This is a genomic window from Herbaspirillum sp. GW103 (genome assembly GCF_000261365.1).
In the GTDB taxonomy this organism is placed as follows: domain Bacteria; phylum Pseudomonadota; class Gammaproteobacteria; order Burkholderiales; family Burkholderiaceae_D; genus Herbaspirillum.
This window is the reverse complement of the sequence record NZ_AJVC01000004.1, coordinates 346,044-363,686: the sequence shown is the minus strand read 5'-3', so window position 1 is coordinate 363,686 and position 17,643 is coordinate 346,044. Positions and strand designations below refer to the sequence as shown.

Annotated in this window: 15 protein-coding genes; 7 read left to right on the top strand and 8 right to left on the bottom strand. The window is 63.1% G+C overall.

Annotated elements, in window-relative coordinates; genetic code table 11:
- The first annotated feature begins 131 nt into the window (after positions 1-131).
- Positions 132-701: a dCTP deaminase gene (gene dcd / locus GWL_RS13805; protein ID WP_008331199.1), complete on the top strand. Its 570-nt coding sequence runs from the start codon at positions 132-134 to the stop codon at positions 699-701.
- Between the two features lie 104 nt (positions 702-805).
- Here the strand turns inward: dcd and arsH are convergent, their stop codons facing one another.
- The 5 genes from arsH to GWL_RS13780 form a co-directional block, all read right to left on the bottom strand.
- The gene (arsH, locus tag GWL_RS13800; RefSeq protein WP_034350837.1) at positions 806-1,543 is read right to left on the bottom strand and encodes an arsenical resistance protein ArsH; all 738 of its coding nucleotides are present in this window, start codon (positions 1,541-1,543) and stop codon (positions 806-808) included.
- A complete protein-coding gene (gene arsC, locus GWL_RS13795; RefSeq protein ID WP_034350836.1) occupies positions 1,509-1,937 on the bottom strand; it encodes an arsenate reductase (glutaredoxin) in 429 nt (142 codons plus the stop codon). The genes arsH and arsC overlap by 35 nt, the downstream gene beginning before the upstream one ends.
- Before the next feature lie 47 nt (positions 1,938-1,984).
- Entirely contained in the window at positions 1,985-3,268 is a 1,284-nt protein-coding gene (locus GWL_RS13790) for an arsenic transporter (RefSeq protein WP_008331180.1), read from the bottom strand.
- 52 nt (positions 3,269-3,320) lie between these two features.
- On the bottom strand, positions 3,321-3,689 hold the full coding sequence (locus GWL_RS13785; RefSeq protein WP_050978116.1) for a helix-turn-helix transcriptional regulator: 369 nt from the start codon (positions 3,687-3,689) through the stop codon (positions 3,321-3,323).
- A 160-nt stretch (positions 3,690-3,849) separates the two neighbouring features.
- Entirely contained in the window at positions 3,850-4,776 is a 927-nt protein-coding gene (locus GWL_RS13780; protein WP_008331177.1) for a LysR family transcriptional regulator, read from the bottom strand.
- A 100-nt stretch (positions 4,777-4,876) separates the two neighbouring features.
- Between GWL_RS13780 and GWL_RS13775 the strand changes: the two genes are divergently transcribed.
- Together GWL_RS13775 and GWL_RS13770 are read left to right on the top strand one after the other, a co-directional pair.
- Complete coding sequence (locus GWL_RS13775; RefSeq protein WP_034350835.1) at positions 4,877-5,494, top strand: chromate transporter; 618 nt, start codon at positions 4,877-4,879, stop codon at positions 5,492-5,494.
- The gene (locus tag GWL_RS13770; protein WP_008331175.1) at positions 5,491-6,021 is read left to right on the top strand and encodes a chromate transporter; all 531 of its coding nucleotides are present in this window, start codon (positions 5,491-5,493) and stop codon (positions 6,019-6,021) included. Before GWL_RS13775 ends, GWL_RS13770 begins: the two co-directional genes overlap by 4 nt.
- Before the next feature lie 79 nt (positions 6,022-6,100).
- Here the strand turns inward: GWL_RS13770 and GWL_RS13765 are convergent, their stop codons facing one another.
- Together GWL_RS13765 and GWL_RS13760 are read right to left on the bottom strand one after the other, a co-directional pair.
- Positions 6,101-8,353, bottom strand: coding sequence for an arginine/lysine/ornithine decarboxylase (locus GWL_RS13765; RefSeq protein ID WP_008331174.1), 2,253 nt, complete (start codon positions 8,351-8,353; stop codon positions 6,101-6,103).
- Positions 8,354-8,564: 211 nt separating this feature from the next.
- Positions 8,565-9,059 (bottom strand): dihydrofolate reductase, encoded by a 495-nt coding sequence (locus GWL_RS13760; protein ID WP_008331172.1) that lies wholly within the window; start codon positions 9,057-9,059, stop codon positions 8,565-8,567.
- A 343-nt stretch (positions 9,060-9,402) separates the two neighbouring features.
- Here GWL_RS13760 and GWL_RS13755 point away from each other — a divergent pair, with 343 nt between their 5' ends.
- The 4 genes from GWL_RS13755 to GWL_RS13740 all read left to right on the top strand — a co-directional run bounded on the left by GWL_RS13755 (position 9,403) and on the right by GWL_RS13740 (position 16,534).
- Positions 9,403-11,028: a glucan biosynthesis protein G gene (locus GWL_RS13755; protein ID WP_008331171.1), complete on the top strand. Its 1,626-nt coding sequence runs from the start codon at positions 9,403-9,405 to the stop codon at positions 11,026-11,028.
- On the top strand, positions 11,001-13,667 hold the full coding sequence (gene mdoH, locus GWL_RS13750) for a glucans biosynthesis glucosyltransferase MdoH (protein WP_008331168.1): 2,667 nt from the start codon (positions 11,001-11,003) through the stop codon (positions 13,665-13,667). The genes GWL_RS13755 and mdoH overlap by 28 nt, the downstream gene beginning before the upstream one ends.
- Before the next feature lie 109 nt (positions 13,668-13,776).
- On the top strand, positions 13,777-14,967 hold the full coding sequence (locus tag GWL_RS13745) for an efflux RND transporter periplasmic adaptor subunit (protein WP_008331166.1): 1,191 nt from the start codon (positions 13,777-13,779) through the stop codon (positions 14,965-14,967).
- Between the two features lie 88 nt (positions 14,968-15,055).
- Positions 15,056-16,534, top strand: a complete 1,479-nt coding sequence (locus GWL_RS13740) for an efflux transporter outer membrane subunit (protein WP_034350833.1) — start codon at positions 15,056-15,058, stop codon at positions 16,532-16,534.
- A 12-nt stretch (positions 16,535-16,546) separates the two neighbouring features.
- Here GWL_RS13740 and GWL_RS13735 read toward each other — a convergent pair whose 3' ends face one another.
- On the bottom strand, positions 16,547-17,608 hold the full coding sequence (locus tag GWL_RS13735; protein WP_008331162.1) for a nitronate monooxygenase family protein: 1,062 nt from the start codon (positions 17,606-17,608) through the stop codon (positions 16,547-16,549).
- Positions 17,609-17,643: the final 35 nt, after the last annotated feature.

Genomic DNA, 17,643 nt, shown 5'->3' with positions numbered 1-17,643 from the left:
TTCCGGAGGGATCAACATGGCGTAACGCGAATGGGCCGCTGCCGCCCCGATTCCCCCCAATCGCCCCAACTTGACCCATTTTTCGCGTAAAATGCCGCATTCTCCGAATCCGTCGAATACAGCAAACAACCATGGCCATCAAGTCAGACAAGTGGATCCGCCGCATGGCGGAGCAGGAAGGAATGATCGAACCCTACGAGCCCGGTCAGGTGCGCCTGGCGGCCGACGGGAGCAAGATCGTTTCCTACGGCACCTCGTCCTATGGCTACGATATCCGCTGCGCCAACGAATTCAAGATCTTTACCAACATCAATTCCACCATCGTCGATCCCAAGAACTTCGATGAGAAATCCTTCGTCGATTTCAAGGGCGATGTCTGCATCATCCCCCCCAACTCCTTCGCCCTGGCACGCACCGTCGAATACTTCCGCATCCCGCGCAGCGTGCTGACCATCTGCCTGGGCAAGTCCACCTACGCGCGCTGCGGCATCATCGTCAACGTCACCCCCTTCGAACCCGAATGGGAAGGCTATGTCACCCTGGAGTTCTCCAACACCACCCCGCTGCCCGCCAAGATCTACGCCGGCGAAGGCTGCGCCCAGGTGCTGTTCTTCGAGAGTGATGAAATCTGCGAAACCTCCTACAAGGATCGCGGCGGCAAGTACCAGGGGCAGCATGGCGTGACCCTGCCCAAGACCTGATGGGTTGAATTCCATAAATGATATAAATCATTTATGGAATGTTGCTGCACTATGATTGATGGGCTGCGCCGGCCAATCAAGCGCCTCGCAGCATGTCCGTCGGATCAGAGGGCGCGCTGGTTGACGCGCCTGGTCAGTTCTTCGGCCGATTCTCTTCGCTCGCTATAGCGGTCAGTCAGGAAGGGCGAGACGTCGCGCGTCAACAGCGTGAATTTGAACAGTTCCTCCATCACGTCCACCACGCGCTCGTAGTATGCCGACGGTTTCATCCTGCCGGCTTCGTCAAACTCCTGATATGCCTTGGCCACCGAAGACTGGTTCGGGATGGTCAGCATCCGCATCCAGCGACCGAGTATCCGCATCTGGTTGACGGCGTTGAAGGACTGCGAGCCGCCCGATACCTCCATGACCGCCAGCGTCTTGCCTTGCGAAGGGCGAATGGCGCCCTGAGAGAGTGGAATCCAGTCGATCTGTGCCTTCATGATCCCCGTCATGGCACCATGGCGTTCAGGCGAGCACCACACCATCCCTTCAGACCAGTTGGCCAGCTCCCGCAGTTCAAGCACTTTCGGATGTGTCTCCGGTTCGCTGTCCGGCAGCGGCAAGCCGCGCGGATCAAAGATCCTGACCTCGCCACCCAATGCCTCCAGCAAGCGGGCCGCTTCCATGGTCAGCAGTCGGCTATAGGAGCGTTCACGAACGGAGCCGTACAGCAAGAGAAATCGCGGAGGGTGTGACGACGCCCCGATCCTGGCGAAATCGGCGATGGAGGGGGCCTTGAACTGACTCGCGTCGACGTTGGGCAGATCACCTGGCAGAGTTGACACGGTGGCCCTCCGCATTGACGACGACTTCGCCGTCTTCTTTCGTGAATCCACCTTGCTGAGGATTTTCCAGGATCTCCAGTACCAGCTCCGAGGGGCGGCACAGGCGGGTTCCCCTGGACGTCACCACGAATGGCCGGTTGATCAGAATGGGATGGGTCAGCATGGCATCGAGCAACTGGTCGTCGCTCAGAGCGGCATCGTCCAGGCCCAACTCGTCGTAGGGCGTAGCCTTTTGACGGATGGCGTCGCGTACGGCGAGACCGGCATCCCGGATCATCTGGACCAGCTGCTCGCGGCTGGGCGGGTGCTGCAGGTATTCGATGATCGTCGGCTCTTCACCGCTGTTGCGGATCATGGCCAAGGTGTTGCGGGAGGTGCCACATGCGGGGTTATGGTAGATCGTGGTCATGATGAATGCCTGTGTTGAAGTTGACGGAGCGAGCAGGGCCATCCTGCTCATCCCCCCAGCCTGATGGCCAGAGCGGATAGGGTGATCAGCAGGACCGGCAGCGTCAGCAAGGCGCCGACCCTGAAGTAATAGCCCCAGGAAATATGAATGTTCTTCTTGTCCAGCACGTGCAGCCACAGCAAGGTGGCCAGGCTGCCGATGGGGGTGATCTTGGGGCCAAGGTCGCTGCCAATGACGTTGGCGTAGATCATTGCCTCTTTCACGACGCCCTGTGCGGTGGTGGCATCGATCGATAGTGCCCCGACCAGCACCGTGGGCATGTTATTCATGATGGAGGACAGCAAGGCCGTCAGGAAACCCGTGCCGAGTGCAGCGCCCCAGACGCCATGTTCGGCAAGACCGTTCAGCACGCCCGTCAAGTGGTCCGTCAGTCCTGCATTGCGCAGTCCATACACCACCAGGTACATCCCCAGCGAGAAGAACACCACCTGCCAGGGCGCGCCTTTGATGACTTCACGCGTGGAAATGACTTGGCCCTTGCCTGCGACTGCCAGGAGAATCACTGCGCCCGCGGCTGCCACTGCGCTGATCGGTACGCCCCTGTCTTCCAGCCAGAAAAAGCCTGCCAGCAGCATCGCAAGTACCCACCAGCCGGCGACGAAGGTCGCTCGATCATGGATGGCTGCGGCGGGTTCTTGCAGTTGCGTCAGGTCATAGTGTCGGGGGATATCGCGGCGGAAGTAGATGAACAGGACGATAAGCGTCGTCACGACCGAGACCACGTCCACCGGGATCATGACCGAGGCGTATTGCGCGAATCCGATCTTGAAGAAGTCCGCCGAGACGATATTGACCAGGTTCGACACCACCAGCGGCAGGCTGGCCGTGTCGGCGATGAAGCCGGCCGCCATCACGAAGCCCAGTGTTGCATGCGGCGAAAAGCGAAGTGCCAGCAACATGGCGATGACAATGGGAGTGAGGATCAGCGCAGCGCCGTCGTTGGCGAACAGGGCCGATACCGCCGCGCCCAACAGGACCAGCAGCACGAACAGCAGACGCCCGCGTCCACCTCCCCAGCGCGCTACATGCAGGGCGGCCCACTCAAAAAAGCCGGCCTTGTCCAGCAACAGGCTGATGATGATGATGGCGATGAAGGTGCCGGTAGCGTTCCAGACGATATGCCAGACCACCGGGATATCCGAAAGATGGATGACGCCCGCCGCCAGCGCCACGGCCGCGCCGGCGCAGGCACTCCAGCCAATGCCCAGTCCCTTGGGCTGCCAGATGACAAACATCAGGGTGAGCAGGAAGATGACGAGCGCAGTCAGCACTTTCTATCCTTGGTCAGTAAATGAGGGGGCAGGGGTTTAAGCCGGTGGGTGCTCATGATGAACTCTGTCTGATGGTTCCCGCTGTTGCTGACGTGGTGGTGGAGCGCTCGCTGCAGGCGCTCACGGGCGAGCACGGATTGCCCCCGCAGCAGTTTTCCGTCAGAAAACTCAATACTTCATTCATTGCACCGTAGTTGGCCGCGTAGATGACGAAACGCCCGTCCTGGCGGGAGCTCACCAGGCCCGCGTGTGTCAGCTCTTTCATATGAAAGGAGACGGACGAGGGGGCGATGCCCAAGGTTTCTCCGATCTTGCTGGCGGCGCAGCCTTCGGGGCCAAGCTGAACCAGGTGCCGGAAGATGGCCAGGCGCGATTCCTGGGCTAATGCGGCCAATGCGGTGATGACAGTCCTGGTTTCCATTTCGCTCTCCTTCAATCCAATACTTCAATTATTATTGAAATATTGGATTGATGCAAGAGTCCGTTGCCACATCGCCGCCAGCCTTCAGCTTGAAAACCGCACTCTCATCAGCTGCAAGCCTGCTTTGTATGGATCTGCAACTTGCCATATGCAGCAGATATCAACGCCGTTTGCGCCCCGCACTCAATTTCAAGGCTTCCTGCCGCATCAGGCGCGCCGCACCGCTGATGCTGCCAGTCCGGTAAGCCAGGTGCAGCGGTGCCTTCAACTCGGGCGCACCGGTCAGCTTCAGGTACACCACGCCCTCCGCATTGACCCGCGTCATCGATGCCGGGATCACCGCCACCCCCACGCCAGCAGCCACCAGCGATAGCGTGGACAGATTCTTGCGCGCCTCCTGGATCACCTGCGGCGAGAATCCGGCCGCATGGCAGGCCGCGATGATGGTGTCGTACAGGCCGGGACCGTTGGGCCGGCGCGTCATGATGAAGGACTGCTCGGCCAGTGCGTGCAGGGCGAGGCTCTTGCGCTTGCCCTGCTCGGCCAGTGGATGGTCGATGGGCAACGCGGCCACCATGTCTTCGACCAGCATGGTCTCGATGGTCAATCCGCCTGAATCGCCCACCGGGGAACGGACGAAGGCCAGATCCAGCCGCTTGGCGCGCAGTGCTTCGATCAGTTCATTGGTGTTGCTTTCTTCCACCGTCATGGCGACATCCGGTGCATCGGCGCGAAAGGCGCGGATCACCGAATGCACGAAGGGATGCAGCGAAGCCGATTCGGTAAAGCCCACCGCAATGCGCCCCATCTTGCCCTGGGCGATACGGCGCACGCTGGCCACCGACGTATCGAGTTGCGCCAGCAGGGCGCGTGCATCATTGAGCAGGGCCACCCCGCTGTCAGTGAGCTCCATGCCGCGCGGCAGGCGGTTGAAGAGGGTCACGCCCAGCTCGCGCTCCAGCAGGCGGATCTGCTGCGACAGCGGCGGCTGCTGGATGCCGATGCGCTCGGCCGCCTTGGTCAGGTGGCCCTCTTCAGCCACAGCGATGAAGTAGCGCAGCAGGCGCAGATCGATGGAAGGTGACATATTTTTAAAATATGGATCAAGTATCTGACATATATTAGACAAAAACCCTCCCCAAGAGTAGCCTTTCATTCATCCGGCAATCACGCCGCGTTCGCATGAGATGATGATGAGTACTCCTGACCTGCCGGTCCCTGAGCGGGCCGTTCCTTCTACCCGGGAAATCTTCCTGGGCTTTCTTGGCCTGGGCATGACCGCCTTCGGCGGTGCCTTGCCGCTGGCGCACCGCATGATCGTGGAGCGCCGCCGCTGGCTCACCGATCCCGAATTCGTCGAGCTGCTGGGCCTGTGCCAGTTCCTCCCCGGGGGCAACATCATCAACCTGTCGGTGGCGCTGGGCATGAAGTTCCGGGGCTGGAAGGGGGCGCTGGCCGGTATCACCGGGCTCATCGCCGTGCCCTCGATGGTGGTGATCCTGCTGGGCATGATCTACCAGCACTTCCAGCATGATCCCAACGTCAAGCACCTGTTCGCGGGACTGGCGGCGGCGGCAGCGGGGCTGTTGATCCAGATGGCCGTCAAGATCGCCTTGCCCCTGCGCAAGAACCTGGTGCTGGCGGGCGTGGCAGTGGTCTGTTTCATTGCCATCGCCTTGCTGCGCATTCCGCTGCTGTGGGTGATGCTGGTGATGACGCCCGTCAGCGTGGTGCTCACCGCCCGCTATGGCAGCCGCTTCGCGGCCAAGCCGCAGACTGCGGGCAAGAAGGAGGGCGCGCAATGAGCCAGACCCTGATCGCATTGGCCATCATCTTCACGCAGTTGTCGGTGCTGGCCTTCGGTGGCGGCAATACCATCCTCCCCGAGATGCAGCGCCAGGTGGTGGAAGTCCATCACTGGATGAGCGCCGAGGATTTCAGTGCGCTGTTTGCATTGGGTCAGGCCGCGCCGGGCCCCAACCTGATGGTGGTTACGCTGGTGGGCTGGCATGTGGCGGGCTTCTGGGGGATGCTGGTGACCAGTCTGGCCAAGTTCGGTCCGTCTTCCATCATCACCATCATCATGTTGCACGTCTGGGAGAGGTGCAAGGACAAGCCCTGGCGGCGTCACGTGCAGGCCGGTCTGCTGCCGGTCACCGGCGGGCTGGTGGCGGCTTCGGCGCTGCTGATCGCGCAGGCGTCGATCACGCATGGCTTCCTCGCGGCCATCACGGCAACCACTGCCATCATTGCGCTCAAGACCAAGATTCATCCGCTGTGGTTGTTGTTTGGCGGGGCACTGGCGGGTTATTTCTATCTCGGTAGCTTCTGATCGGATTGCATCCGGCAGCAGCATGAAAAAAGCCGATGCCTTCGCAGGCACCGGCTTTTTTTGCACGCAGCGCTGAGGCTTACTGCTTGACGCAATCCACGAAGTAATCGCGGCGGCCGTTGACTTCACGCTTGACCAGTCCGTGCACGTCGGTTTCGAAGCCCGGGAATTTCTCGTTGAAATCACGCGCAAACTTCAGGTAATCAACGATGGTCTTGTTGAAGATCTCACCCGGGATCAACAGCGGAATGCCCGGCGGATAGGGGGTCAGCAGGATCGAAGTGACACGGCCTTCCAGTTCGTCCAGGGGGACGCGATCGATTTCGCGGTGGGCCATCTTGGCGAAGGCGTCCGAGGGCTTCATGGCCGGCTGCATGTCCGAGAGATACATCTCGGTGGTCAGGCGGGCCACGTCGTAGGCGCGGTAGGTCTCGTGGATCTGCTGGCACAGGTCGCGCAGGCCCAGGCGCTCGTAGCGCGGGTTGCGCTGGGCGAACTCGGGCAGGATGCGCCAGATCGGCTGGTTCTTGTCGTAGTCGTCCTTGAACTGCTGCAGCGCCGTCACCAGGGTGTTCCAGCGGCCCTTGGTGATGCCGATGGTGAACATGATGAAGAAGGAATACAGGCCGCACTTCTCCACGATCACGCCGTGCTCGGCCAGGTACTTGGTCACGATGGAAGCAGGGATGCCGCTCTCGCCGAACTGGCCGTTCAGGGCCAGGCCGGGGGTGACGATGGTGGCCTTGATCGGGTCCAGCATGTTGAAGCCCGGCGCCAGGTTGCCGAAACCGTGCCAGTCGTCCTCGGCCTTGATGACCCAGTCCTCGCGCTCGCCGATGCCGTCGGCGGCAAAGCTGTTGGGGCCCCAGACCTGGAACCACCACTCATCGCCAAATTCCTGGTCGATCTTCTTCATGGCGCGACGGAAGTCCAGCGCCTCCAGGATGCTTTCTTCCACCAGCGCCGTGCCGCCCGGCGCTTCCATCATGGCCGCCGCGACGTCGCAGGAGGCGATGATGGAGTACTGCGGCGAGGTCGAGGTGTGCATCAGGAAGGCTTCGTTGAAGGCGTCTTCATCGAGCTTCACGGTTTCCGATTCGCGCACCAGGATCTGCGAAGCCTGCGACAGGCCAGCCAGCAGCTTGTGAGTCGACTGGGTCGAGAAGATCAGCGACTTCTTGGCGCGCGGACGGTCCTTGCCGATGGCGTGCATGTCCTTGTAGAAGTCGTGGAAGGTGGCGTGCGGCAGCCAGGCTTCGTCGAAGTGCAGGGTCTCGATCTCGCCGTCGAGCATGTTCTTCAGGGTCTCGACGTTGTAGACCACGCCGTCGTAGGTCGATTGCGTGATGGTCAGGATGCGCGGCTTCTTGTTCTTGGCTTCGCGGGCGAAGGGGTTGGCTTCGATCTTTTTCTGGATGCTTTCCAGGGTGAACTCTTCCAGCGGGATCGGGCCGATGATGCCCAGGTGGTTACGCGTGGGCATCAGGAACACGGGAATCGCACCGGTCATGATGATGGAGTGCAGGATGGACTTGTGGCAGTTGCGGTCCACCACGACGATGTCGCCGGGGGCGACGGTGGAGTGCCAGACCATCTTGTTGGAGGTCGAGGTGCCGTTGGTGACGAAGTAGCAGTGGTCGGCATTGAAGATGCGCGCCGCATTGCGCTCCGAGTTGGCCACCGGGCCGGTATGGTCCAGCAGCTGGCCGAGTTCTTCCACGGCGTTGCAGACGTCGGCGCGCAACATGCGTTCGCCGAAGAACTGGTGGAACATCTGGCCCACAGGTGACTTCAGGAAGGCCACGCCGCCGGAGTGACCGGGGCAGTGCCAGGAATAGGAGCCATCCTGGGCGTAATCGACCAGGGCGCGGAAGAAGGGCGGGGCCAGGCCGTCCAGGTAGGACTTGGCTTCACGGATGATGTGCCGGGCCACGAACTCCGGCGTGTCTTCGAACATGTGAATGAAACCGTGCAACTCGCGCAGCACATCGTTGGGAATGTGGCGCGAGGTGCGGGTTTCACCGTAGAGATAGATGGGGATGTCGGCGTTTTTATGACGGATTTCGCTGACAAACGCACGCAGGGCCTTCAGGGCGTGGTCGGTCTCTTCATCCGAGCCGGCGCCCATTTCTTCATCGTCGATGGACAGGATGAAGGCCGAGGCGCGCGACTGTTGCTGGGCGAACTGGGCCAGGTCGCCATAGCTGGTCACGCCCAGCACTTCCATGCCTTCGGCTTCGATGGCGTCGGCCAGGGCGCGGATGCCCAGGCCCGAGGTGTTTTCGGAGCGGAAGTCTTCGTCGATGATGACGATGGGGAATCGGAATTTCATGGATTTCTCCAGGCTTTGCGCGCGGGGAGCCGGGTCGGCACACGCGCGCAGGGGGTCAAAAGAAAAGCGCCTGGGCTGGCAGTGCTTGCGCGCCGGAAAAATGAAAGCGGGATTGTCGCAGATATGCGCGCCACGTGTGCGCCAACTGCGCTAAAGAGCTGCGCAGTGTAAGCAAAAAAGGGAAAAAACAACAGCCTGTTGTCGGGCCGGGTCAACGTCTTTGGTATGTCACAAAAGCGTAGTCCAATCCGGAAGTTTCGGACCGGTGGTTCTCGCGCGCCGTCTCCTGCCACAGCGCCTGGTCCAGGGTCGGGAAGAAGGCGTCGCAATCGAAGACTTTCCCGATGCGGGTGATGATGAGGCGGTCCACCAGCGGCAGCGCCTCGGCATAGATCTGCGCCCCGCCGATGATGAAGGCCGGCGCTGCCTGCACCAGTGCGGCGGCTTCCTGCAGGGAGCCGGCCGTCTCCACGCCCGCGTGTTGCCATCCGCCATTGCGGGTGATGACGATGTTGCGCCGGTTGGGCAGCGGCCGACCGATCGATTCGAAGGTCTTGCGGCCCATCAGGATGGCATGCCCGGAGGTGGTGCGCTTGAAATGCGCCAGGTCTTCCGGCAGATGCCAGGGCAGGGTGTTGCGGATACCGATGCCGTTGTTGAGGTCGGTGGCGACGACGATGGTCAGGGAGCCGGAAGCAGTGGTCATGCGCAAATCTGGGTTGGAACGAGGGGAAAGCAGGCCGGCACGGGGCCGGAGGCAGGCGCGACAGAACATAATGTTACAGCAGCCATGCTGCAACACGGAACTTTATGCAGCGCCATCTGCCCTTATATCTGAACTGGCCGGCTGCCCTGAGGGCTAAAGCCGGGTTTGCGGTCGAATGAAGTTTCTTTCATGAAACATTGGCCATTGGGGCCATTCCGGCCGCAAGCATGCCATCCCGATATGAACTAGCGAACAATCCCGGCCACATTTGGGTAAACTAGCGCCTGCCTTCCGGTGCGGCGCTGCTTCCAGTGTCTGCCGGGGCAATCAACCAGAAAACTGCATGTCCGACAAAACAATAATGCTGCTTCACACCACCTCCTGGCCTGGCGAGGGACTTGTTTCCCCGCGCAGTGCCGCACGACGGGCCTGGTGGCGTCGCCTTGCCGCTCCGGCGGCCCTGGCGGGTCTGCTGGCGCTGGCCTTGCCGCAGGCGGCCCTGGCCTTCGATTTCAACACGGTGGCCGCCCGCGCCAAGGCGCTGGCCGGCAAATCCTACAAGAAGCCTGCCGATGACCTGCCCAAGTCGCTCAAGGACCTGAGCTACGAGCAGGCCAGCCGGCTCTACTTCCGCGATGACAAGTCGGTCTGGCGCGCGCAGAAGCTGCCCTTCGAACTGTCCTTCATTCATCTTGGCGCCAGCTATACCGAGCCGGTCAAGATCAATGAAGTGGTGGGCAACGCCGTGCGCGAGATCCATTTCAGTCCGGCCCTCTTCGACTACAGCGCCAATCGCAGCGTCGATCCGCGCACCCTGCGCAATATCGGCTTTGCGGGTTTTCGTATCCGCTTCCCGCTCAACTCGGCCAAGGTCAAGGATGACGTGCTGACCTTCCACGGTGCCAGCTACTTCCGCGCCATGGGGAAAGGGCAGAGCTACGGCCTGTCGGCACGTGGTCTGGCCATCGATACGGCGCTCTATTCGGGCGAGGAATTCCCCCGCTTCACCGAATTCTGGCTGGAGCGCCCGGCCGCCGATGCCAAGGACCTGGTGATCTACGCGCTGCTGGATTCGCCGCGCGCCACCGGCGCCTATCGCTTCGTGTTGAAGCCCGGCGTGGATACGGTCATGGACGTCAAGGCCCAGATCTACCTGCGCAGCAACGTCACCAAGCTGGGCATTGCTCCGCTGACCAGCATGTTCCTCTTCGGCGAGAACCAGCCGGGTCCGGCCGACGACTTCCGTCCGGAAGTGCATGACTCGGACGGCCTGGCCATGCAGTCGGGGACCGGCGAATGGCTGTGGCGTCCGTTGGTGAACCCCAAGCGCCTGCTGGTGACCTCGTTCTCCTTCGACAATCCCCAGGGCTTTGGCCTCATGCAGCGCGACCGCAACTTCTCGCACTACGAAGACCTGGACTACAACTACCAGTCGCGCCCCAGCGCCTGGGTCGAGCCCAAGGGCAAGTGGGGTTCGGGCCGCGTGGAGCTGGTGCAGATCCCCACGCCTGACGAGACCAACGACAACATCGTGGCCTACTGGATCCCCAACACGCTGCCCAAGCCGGGCCAGCCGCTGAACGTGGAATACCGCCTGTCCTGGCAGAAGGACAACGAGAAGCGCCCGCCGCTGGCCTTCGTCACCCAGACCCTGTTCGGCCATGGCTATCGTCCCAAGCAGGACGGCAAGACCGATGAGGTGCAGCAGTTGGCGATTGACTTCGATGGTGGCAATCTCAAGAAGCTGCCCGCCAACGCGCGGGTGGAAGGGGTGGTCGAGGCCGATGCCAATGGCAAGCTGGCCAGCGTGACTACCCGCAAGAATGACGTGACCGGCGGCTGGCGTGTGGAAGTCAAGCTGCGCCGTCTGGAAGAAAACAAGCCTGTCGAGCTGCGCGGTTTCCTGCGCAATGCCAATGGCGGCACAACCTTGTCTGAAACGTGGAGCTACATATTACCCCCCAACTAAGGCAGACTTCGGCAGCCTCGCAGACGCTGGAGGATTACCTCGCGTGCCTGCCGCTGTCGCCTGAACAACGCCAGGACCTGGCCGCGCGGGCGGGTGCAATCGGCTCCGGCGATCCGGTGGTCGACCTGCACCGCGTGCTGGCCGAGGCCAGCGGACGCGATGCCAGCCTGGTGCCGGCCGCGGCGCAAGCCTCGGTCGATGCCCGCCTGCGCCTCATGTATCCCGCCGCCCAGCCGGTTGCGGTGCCGGCCGTGCAAGCTGCGCGGGCCGTGCAGGGCGCCCCGGTTCCACCCATCGGTCAGGAGCGCGGCCAGCCGCGCATTCCGGTCGGGCCGCCTCTGCAGCGCAAGTCCATGGTGCCGCGTCCCTGGGGTGAACTCAATCCGTTCTCGCGTTGGGTGGAAGAAGAAAACCGCCGCCTGGAACGCCGTCCCAGCCGCTGGCGCCGCGCCCGCAAGGGCCGCGCCAAGGTGGTCGAAGCCGCGCCGCCGGTGGATGACGAACCGCGCTACATCGAAGATCACCTGGACCAGTCCGAGGCCCCCGATCCCAAGGGGCATTGGCAGCATACGGGCAACGTGCGCCGTATTACGCTTTTGGTGCTGATGGTGTTGCAGACCTCGATGGCCACCTACTTCATGAGCGACGTGCTGCCCTATCACGGCACCAAGCCGCTGGAGATGCTGGTGTTGTTCCTGTTCGGGCTGCTGTTCCTCTGGGTCTCTGCCGGGTTCTGGACGGCCATGACGGGTTTCCTGGTCTTGATGCGTGGTGATGACAAGTACCTGATCTCGCATGAGAAGGCCGGCAATACCGAGATTGCACCCGAGGCCCGCACGGCCATCGTCATGCCCATCTGCAACGAGGATGTGGCGCGTGTCTTCGCCGGCCTGCGGGCGACCTACGAGTCGCTGGAACGTACCGGGCAGATCCGGCATTTCGATTTCTTCATCTTGAGCGACAGCGGCGAAGCTGATATCTGCGCGGCAGAAACCGCCGCATGGGATCGCCTGTGCCGCCAGACTGGTGGCTTCGGGCGCATCTTCTATCGCCATCGCCGCCGCCGCGTCAAGCGCAAGAGCGGCAACCTGGACGATTTCTGCCGCCGCTGGGGCGCCGCCTATCGCTACATGGTGGTGCTGGACGCCGACAGCGTCATGACCGGCGAATGCCTCACCAAGCTGACCCGCCTGATGGAAGCCCATCCGGGCGCGGGCATCATCCAGACCGCGCCGCGTGCAGCCGGACGCGATACGCTCTATGCGCGCATCCAGCAGTTCTCCACGCGCGTATACGGCCCGTTGTTCACGGCCGGCCTGCATTATTGGCAGCTGGGCGAATCGCACTTCTGGGGCCACAACGCCATCATCCGTCTGCAGCCCTTCATGAAGTATTGCGCGCTGGCGCCGCTGCCGGGCAAGAGCAACCTGTCCGGGCCGATCATGTCGCACGACTTCGTGGAAGCCTCGCTGATGCGGCGCGCCGGCTGGTCGGTGTGGATCGCCTATGACCTGGATGGCAGCTATGAAGAAATGCCGCCCAATCTGCTCGACGAGTTGAGCCGCGACCGCCGTTGGTGCCAGGGCAATCTGATGAACTTCCGCCTGTTCCTGGCGCGCGGCATGCACGTGGTGCATCGCGCCGTGTTCGTCACTGGCGTGATGGCCTATGTGTCGGCGCCGCTGTGGGGCCTGTTCCTGATCCTCTCCACGGTGTTGCTGGCGGCCCATACGCTGATCGATCCGCAATATTTCACGGCGCCCCGCCAGTTGTTCCCGATCTGGCCCGAGTGGCATCCGGAAAAGGCCCTGGCGCTGGTGTCGGCTACGGCCACCATCCTGTTCCTGCCCAAGATCCTGGCCGTGCTGCTGTTTGCGGTGAAGGGCGCACGCGGTTTCGGTGGCGCGCTGGCCTTGTTCGTGAGCATGCTGATCGAACTGCTGTTCTCGATGGCGCTGGCCCCGGTGCGCATGCTGTTCCATACGCGCTTCGTGCTGGGGGCCTTCCTCGGCTGGAATGCCGGCTGGAAGTCGCCGCCGCGGGCCGACAATGAAACCGGCTGGGGCGAGGCGGTGCGTCGCCATGGCTGGCATTCGGTGCTGGGCGTGGCCTGGGGTGCGCTGGTGTACTGGCTCAATCCCTCCTTCATCTGGTGGCTCATCCCGATTGCCGGTTCGCTGGCCGTTTCGGTGCCGGTGTCGGTGCTGTCTTCGCGGGTAACTTATGGTCGTGGTTTCCGCCGTGCCGGTCTGTTCAAGATCCCGGAAGAGACCTCGCCGCCGCTGGAACTGCGCGAGACCGCGCGCCATCACGAACAGACGCCGCCCTTGCCGGGCTTCGTCGAGGCCGTGGTCGATCCGTCGTTCAATGCGCTGGTGTGCGCCACCGCGCATGCTCACCCGCAGGTGCCGGCACTGACGCAGCACCTGCGCGAGAAGCTGGTGCGTAGTGCGCTCAAGGATGGACCGGACGCGCTCAACGACAAGCAGAAGAACAGCATCCTGGAAGAGCCGGGCCTGCTGTCGCAACTGCACCAGGCGGTCTGGAGCGGTGCTGCCGAGGTTCATCCCGACTGGCACGCGGCCCGCCAGCAGGCCGTACCCGCCAGCGCCATCGAAGCACCGGTACTGGCCGCCTGAGGGGGCGCGCCAGCACCGCAACAGGGACGGCCGAAGACATTCGGCCGTCATGTTTTGCAGGGATCATCACGCCTTGTTGAATCCGACTTGAACGCTTGCCGCCAGTGACATGACCGAGCCGCACGAACCACTTCCACATATTATTCCGACCACCCATGCGCCTGCGCGGCAGAAAGCCTGGTGGAGCGGTATCGCCCTGGCGCTGGTGCTGGGCGGCGGCTATGCGCTGTATTCCCGCCAGGCCCCGCCACCGCCGCCGCCCAAGCCGATTCCGGTGAAGCTGGAGACGGTCGCGGTAGAGCGCGCCGACCTGGAACAGGTGGTCAACGCCACCGGCAATGTGGTGGCTCAGGATTACGTGGATGTCGGCTCCAAGGTGGCCGGACAGATCTCGGATGTGGAAGTGGTGATCGGTGAGTCGGTCAAGGCCGGGCGCCTGCTGGCCACCGTGGCGCCGGCCGTGCAGAACAGCCGCATCGAAAGCAACCGTGCCACCCTGGCGCGCCTGAAGGCCGAACTGGCCGGACAGAACGCCCAGCTCGACTTTGCTCAGTTGCAGTTCCAGCGCCAGACCCAGCTCAAGGCCGAGAACGCCACCCGCGAAGAATCCTATGAATCCAGCCGCATGAACATGTATGCGGCGGCGTCCCGCGTGGACGCCACCAACGCCCAGATCCAGCAGACCGAAGCGGCCATCCGCGAAGATGAGGCGGTGCAGAAGCAGACCCGCATCGAAGCCCCCGCCGGCGGTACCATCGTCACCCTCAATGCACGTCCCGGCCAGATGGTCAGCGCCAACCAGGAAGTGCTCATGCGCATCGCCGATCTCTCGCGCATGACGGTGCAGGTGCCGGTCGCGGAAGAGGACGTGACGCGCCTGCAAAAGGGCATGACGGCGTATTTCACCACGCCAGGCTACCCCGGCAAGCGCTGGAGCGGCAAGCTGCGTCAGATCATGCTGCTGCCCACCGATGACTCCGGACGCCAGGGCAAGAAGGCGTATTACACCGTGCTCTTCGACGTGGCCAATCCCAGCCGCGAACTGATGAGCGGCATGAGTGCCGACGTGTATTTCGTGCTGGCGCGCGCCGAGCATGTGCCGACCATTCCGCGTTCGCTGGTGACCAAGCCGGGCATGGACGGCACCCAGAGTGTCAAGGTGGTGGCGCCCGATGGCACGCTGGAGACGCGCAAGATCAAGATCGGCATTCGCGATGGCGAACGCGCCCAGGTACTGTCGGGGTTGAAGGAGGGCGAGCAGGTGCTGCTGCCGGCCAATCCGCCGGCGCTTGCCAAGTAGTCGCGCACGGCCGGCAGGGCTTGCTGTACAGTAACGGCTGCCCGGGCGGCCCGGTTTCTCCGTTTTCCGTTTTTCGACGTTCAAGGCCATGACATTGCGTAGTTCACTGCTGCTGACTTCTTTCCCGTTGCCCCGCTTGACGCGGGTGGCGATGGCCGTCGCGCTGGTCATGGCCATCGGTGGCTGCGTCACGCGGGACGTGCAGCCCGATCCCATCCTGGAAATGCAGGTGCCCGACCAGTGGGGCGGCGGCGCCTCCGCCGACGTCGCCCACGCCGAGCAGCTGTGGCCCGATAGCGACTGGTGGAAGCAGTTTGGCAGCAGTGAATTGTCCGCACTGGTGCAGGAAGGCCAGCGCAACAATTATGAAATCGCCGCCGCCTTCTCGCGCGTCAAGCAGGCCGAGGCACAGGCCCGCATCGCCGGGGCGCCACTGTTGCCCAACGTGGCACTGAACGCGGGTGCCAGCCGCGAGATGCCCATTTCCGGCGGCACACCGACCAACACCGCCAATGCCAGCCTGCAGGTCAGCTACGAAATCGATTTCTGGGGCAAGAACCGTGCGGGCGTCGAAGCCGCTGAAGCCACCTTGCGTGCCAATCGTTACGATCGCGAGACGGTGGCCCTGACCGTCACCAGCGGCATCGTCTCCACCTATCTGCAGGTGCTGTCATTGCGCGACCGGCTGGAGATCGCGCGCCAGAACGTCAACAATGCCGAGCGCGTGTTACGCCTGGTGGAGGCGCAAAGCCGCGCCGGCTCAGCTTCGCCATTGGACCTGGCGCGCCAGCGTTCGGCCCTGGCCAACCAGCGCCAGTTGATTCCCGACCTGCAGCAGCAGGAACAGGATGCGCAGACCGCGCTGGCCATCCTCTTGGGCCGTCCGCCGCAGAATTTCAAGGTCGAGGAAAAGGGTCTGGCGCGCATCCAGATGCCGCGCATCTCGGCCGGCCTGCCTTCCGAACTGCTGACCCGCCGCCCCGACATCCGCCGCGCCGAGGCCAATCTGGCGGCCGCCAATGCCAATGTGGCGGTAGCACGGGCCGCGCTCTTCCCCAGTATTTCGCTCACCGGTTCCACCGGCGCGCAGAGCAATGCCTTGCTGTCGCTCTTCAATGGTCCCAATCTGTTTGCCAATCTCGGTACCAGCCTGATCGCGCCGATCTTCGATGGCGGCAACCTGCGCAACCAGCAGGCGCTGGCCGAAGCGCAGAAGGAAGAGCTGGTGCAGGTGTACCGGCAGCGCGTCATTACCTCGTTGTCGGAAGTGGAAAAGGCGCTGGGCGCCATTCGCAGCCTGGAAGAGCGCTATCGCCTGAAAATCAATGAAGTGGACCAGGCGCGCTTCGCCTTCGAACTGGCCGAGATCCGCTACCGCGCCGGTGCCGAAGACCTGCTGGTGGTACTCGATACCCAGCGCACCCTGTCCGAAGCCCAGAACCAGCTCGGCCAGATCAAGCTGCAGCGCCTGCAGGCCACGGTCTCGCTGTACAAGGCGCTGGGCGGCGGCTGGCAGGACAAGCAGGTTCCGGACGACACCGTCACCCGCACCGACACCGTTTCCTGAACACGGGCAGGCTCAGGCCTGCGCCCGCCACTCCTGCACCAGCAGATGCACCAGTTCCCCCACCGTATAACCATCCCGGATCAGCGCCGCGCCCTGGCCGGCCCAGTGGGCGCCGAACTCGTGCACGTCCCTGGCGCTGGCCAGGGCATGCAGTTGCTTGGCGGCGTCGTAGGCGGCGGGGTAGGCAGGGAGGCGGTTTGCAGTCGATATGTCGATTTCTTCCATGAAACGGTTGACGATGCCCCGTGCGCGGCGGCCCGAGATCGCTGCCGTCACGCGGGTGTGGTGGGCACGTGAACTTTTCAGCAAATTCCTGTAGGCGGCATTGGCCCCCGATTCGCGGGTGAGCAGGAAGGCCGTCCCCAACTGCACTGCCTGTGCCCCCAGTTGCAGGGCCGCAGCGATGCCGGCGCCGTCCATGATGCCGCCAGCGGCGATCACGGGCAGTCGGCAGTGCGTGGACAGCAGGCGGACCAGGGCGAAGGTGCCGATTTCTTCATCCTTGTGTTCATCGAAGATGCCGCGATGGCCGCCGGCCTCGATACCTTGCGCGACGATGGCATCGACGCCCGCCGCTTCGATCAGGCGCGCCTCCTCCAGGCTGGTGGCGGTGGCCATGAGGAAGACGCCTGCATTCTTGAGCGCCTGGATCACGCCCGCCTGCGGCAGACCGAAGTGGAAGCTCACCACTGCCGGGGGCAGTTCCAGCACCAGCTGCTGCATCTCGGTATCGACGACGAAGCTGCGGTAGATCTCCTTGAGCGGCAGCTTGATACTGCCGCCGAATTCGTCTAGATGCCCTTGCAGATGCGCGATCCAGGCCGCATCGCGCGCCCCGTCCAGCACCGCCGGCTGATGACAGAAAAAATTGACGTTGAAGGGTTTGTCGGTCAGGGCATGCAGTTGCGCCAGGGCTTCGCGCGCCTGCGTCACCGAAGAGGCGCCCAGCGCCAGCGAGCCCAGTGCGCCCGCATTGGACGCCGCAGCGGCCATGGTGACGGTGGAGGTGCCCGCCATGGGCGCCTGGATGATGGGATGGGCCAGGCCCAGTCGTTGCAGCAGCGCAGTGGACATGCGAACTCCCGAAGCGCAGGCCGGCGCCGATGCGA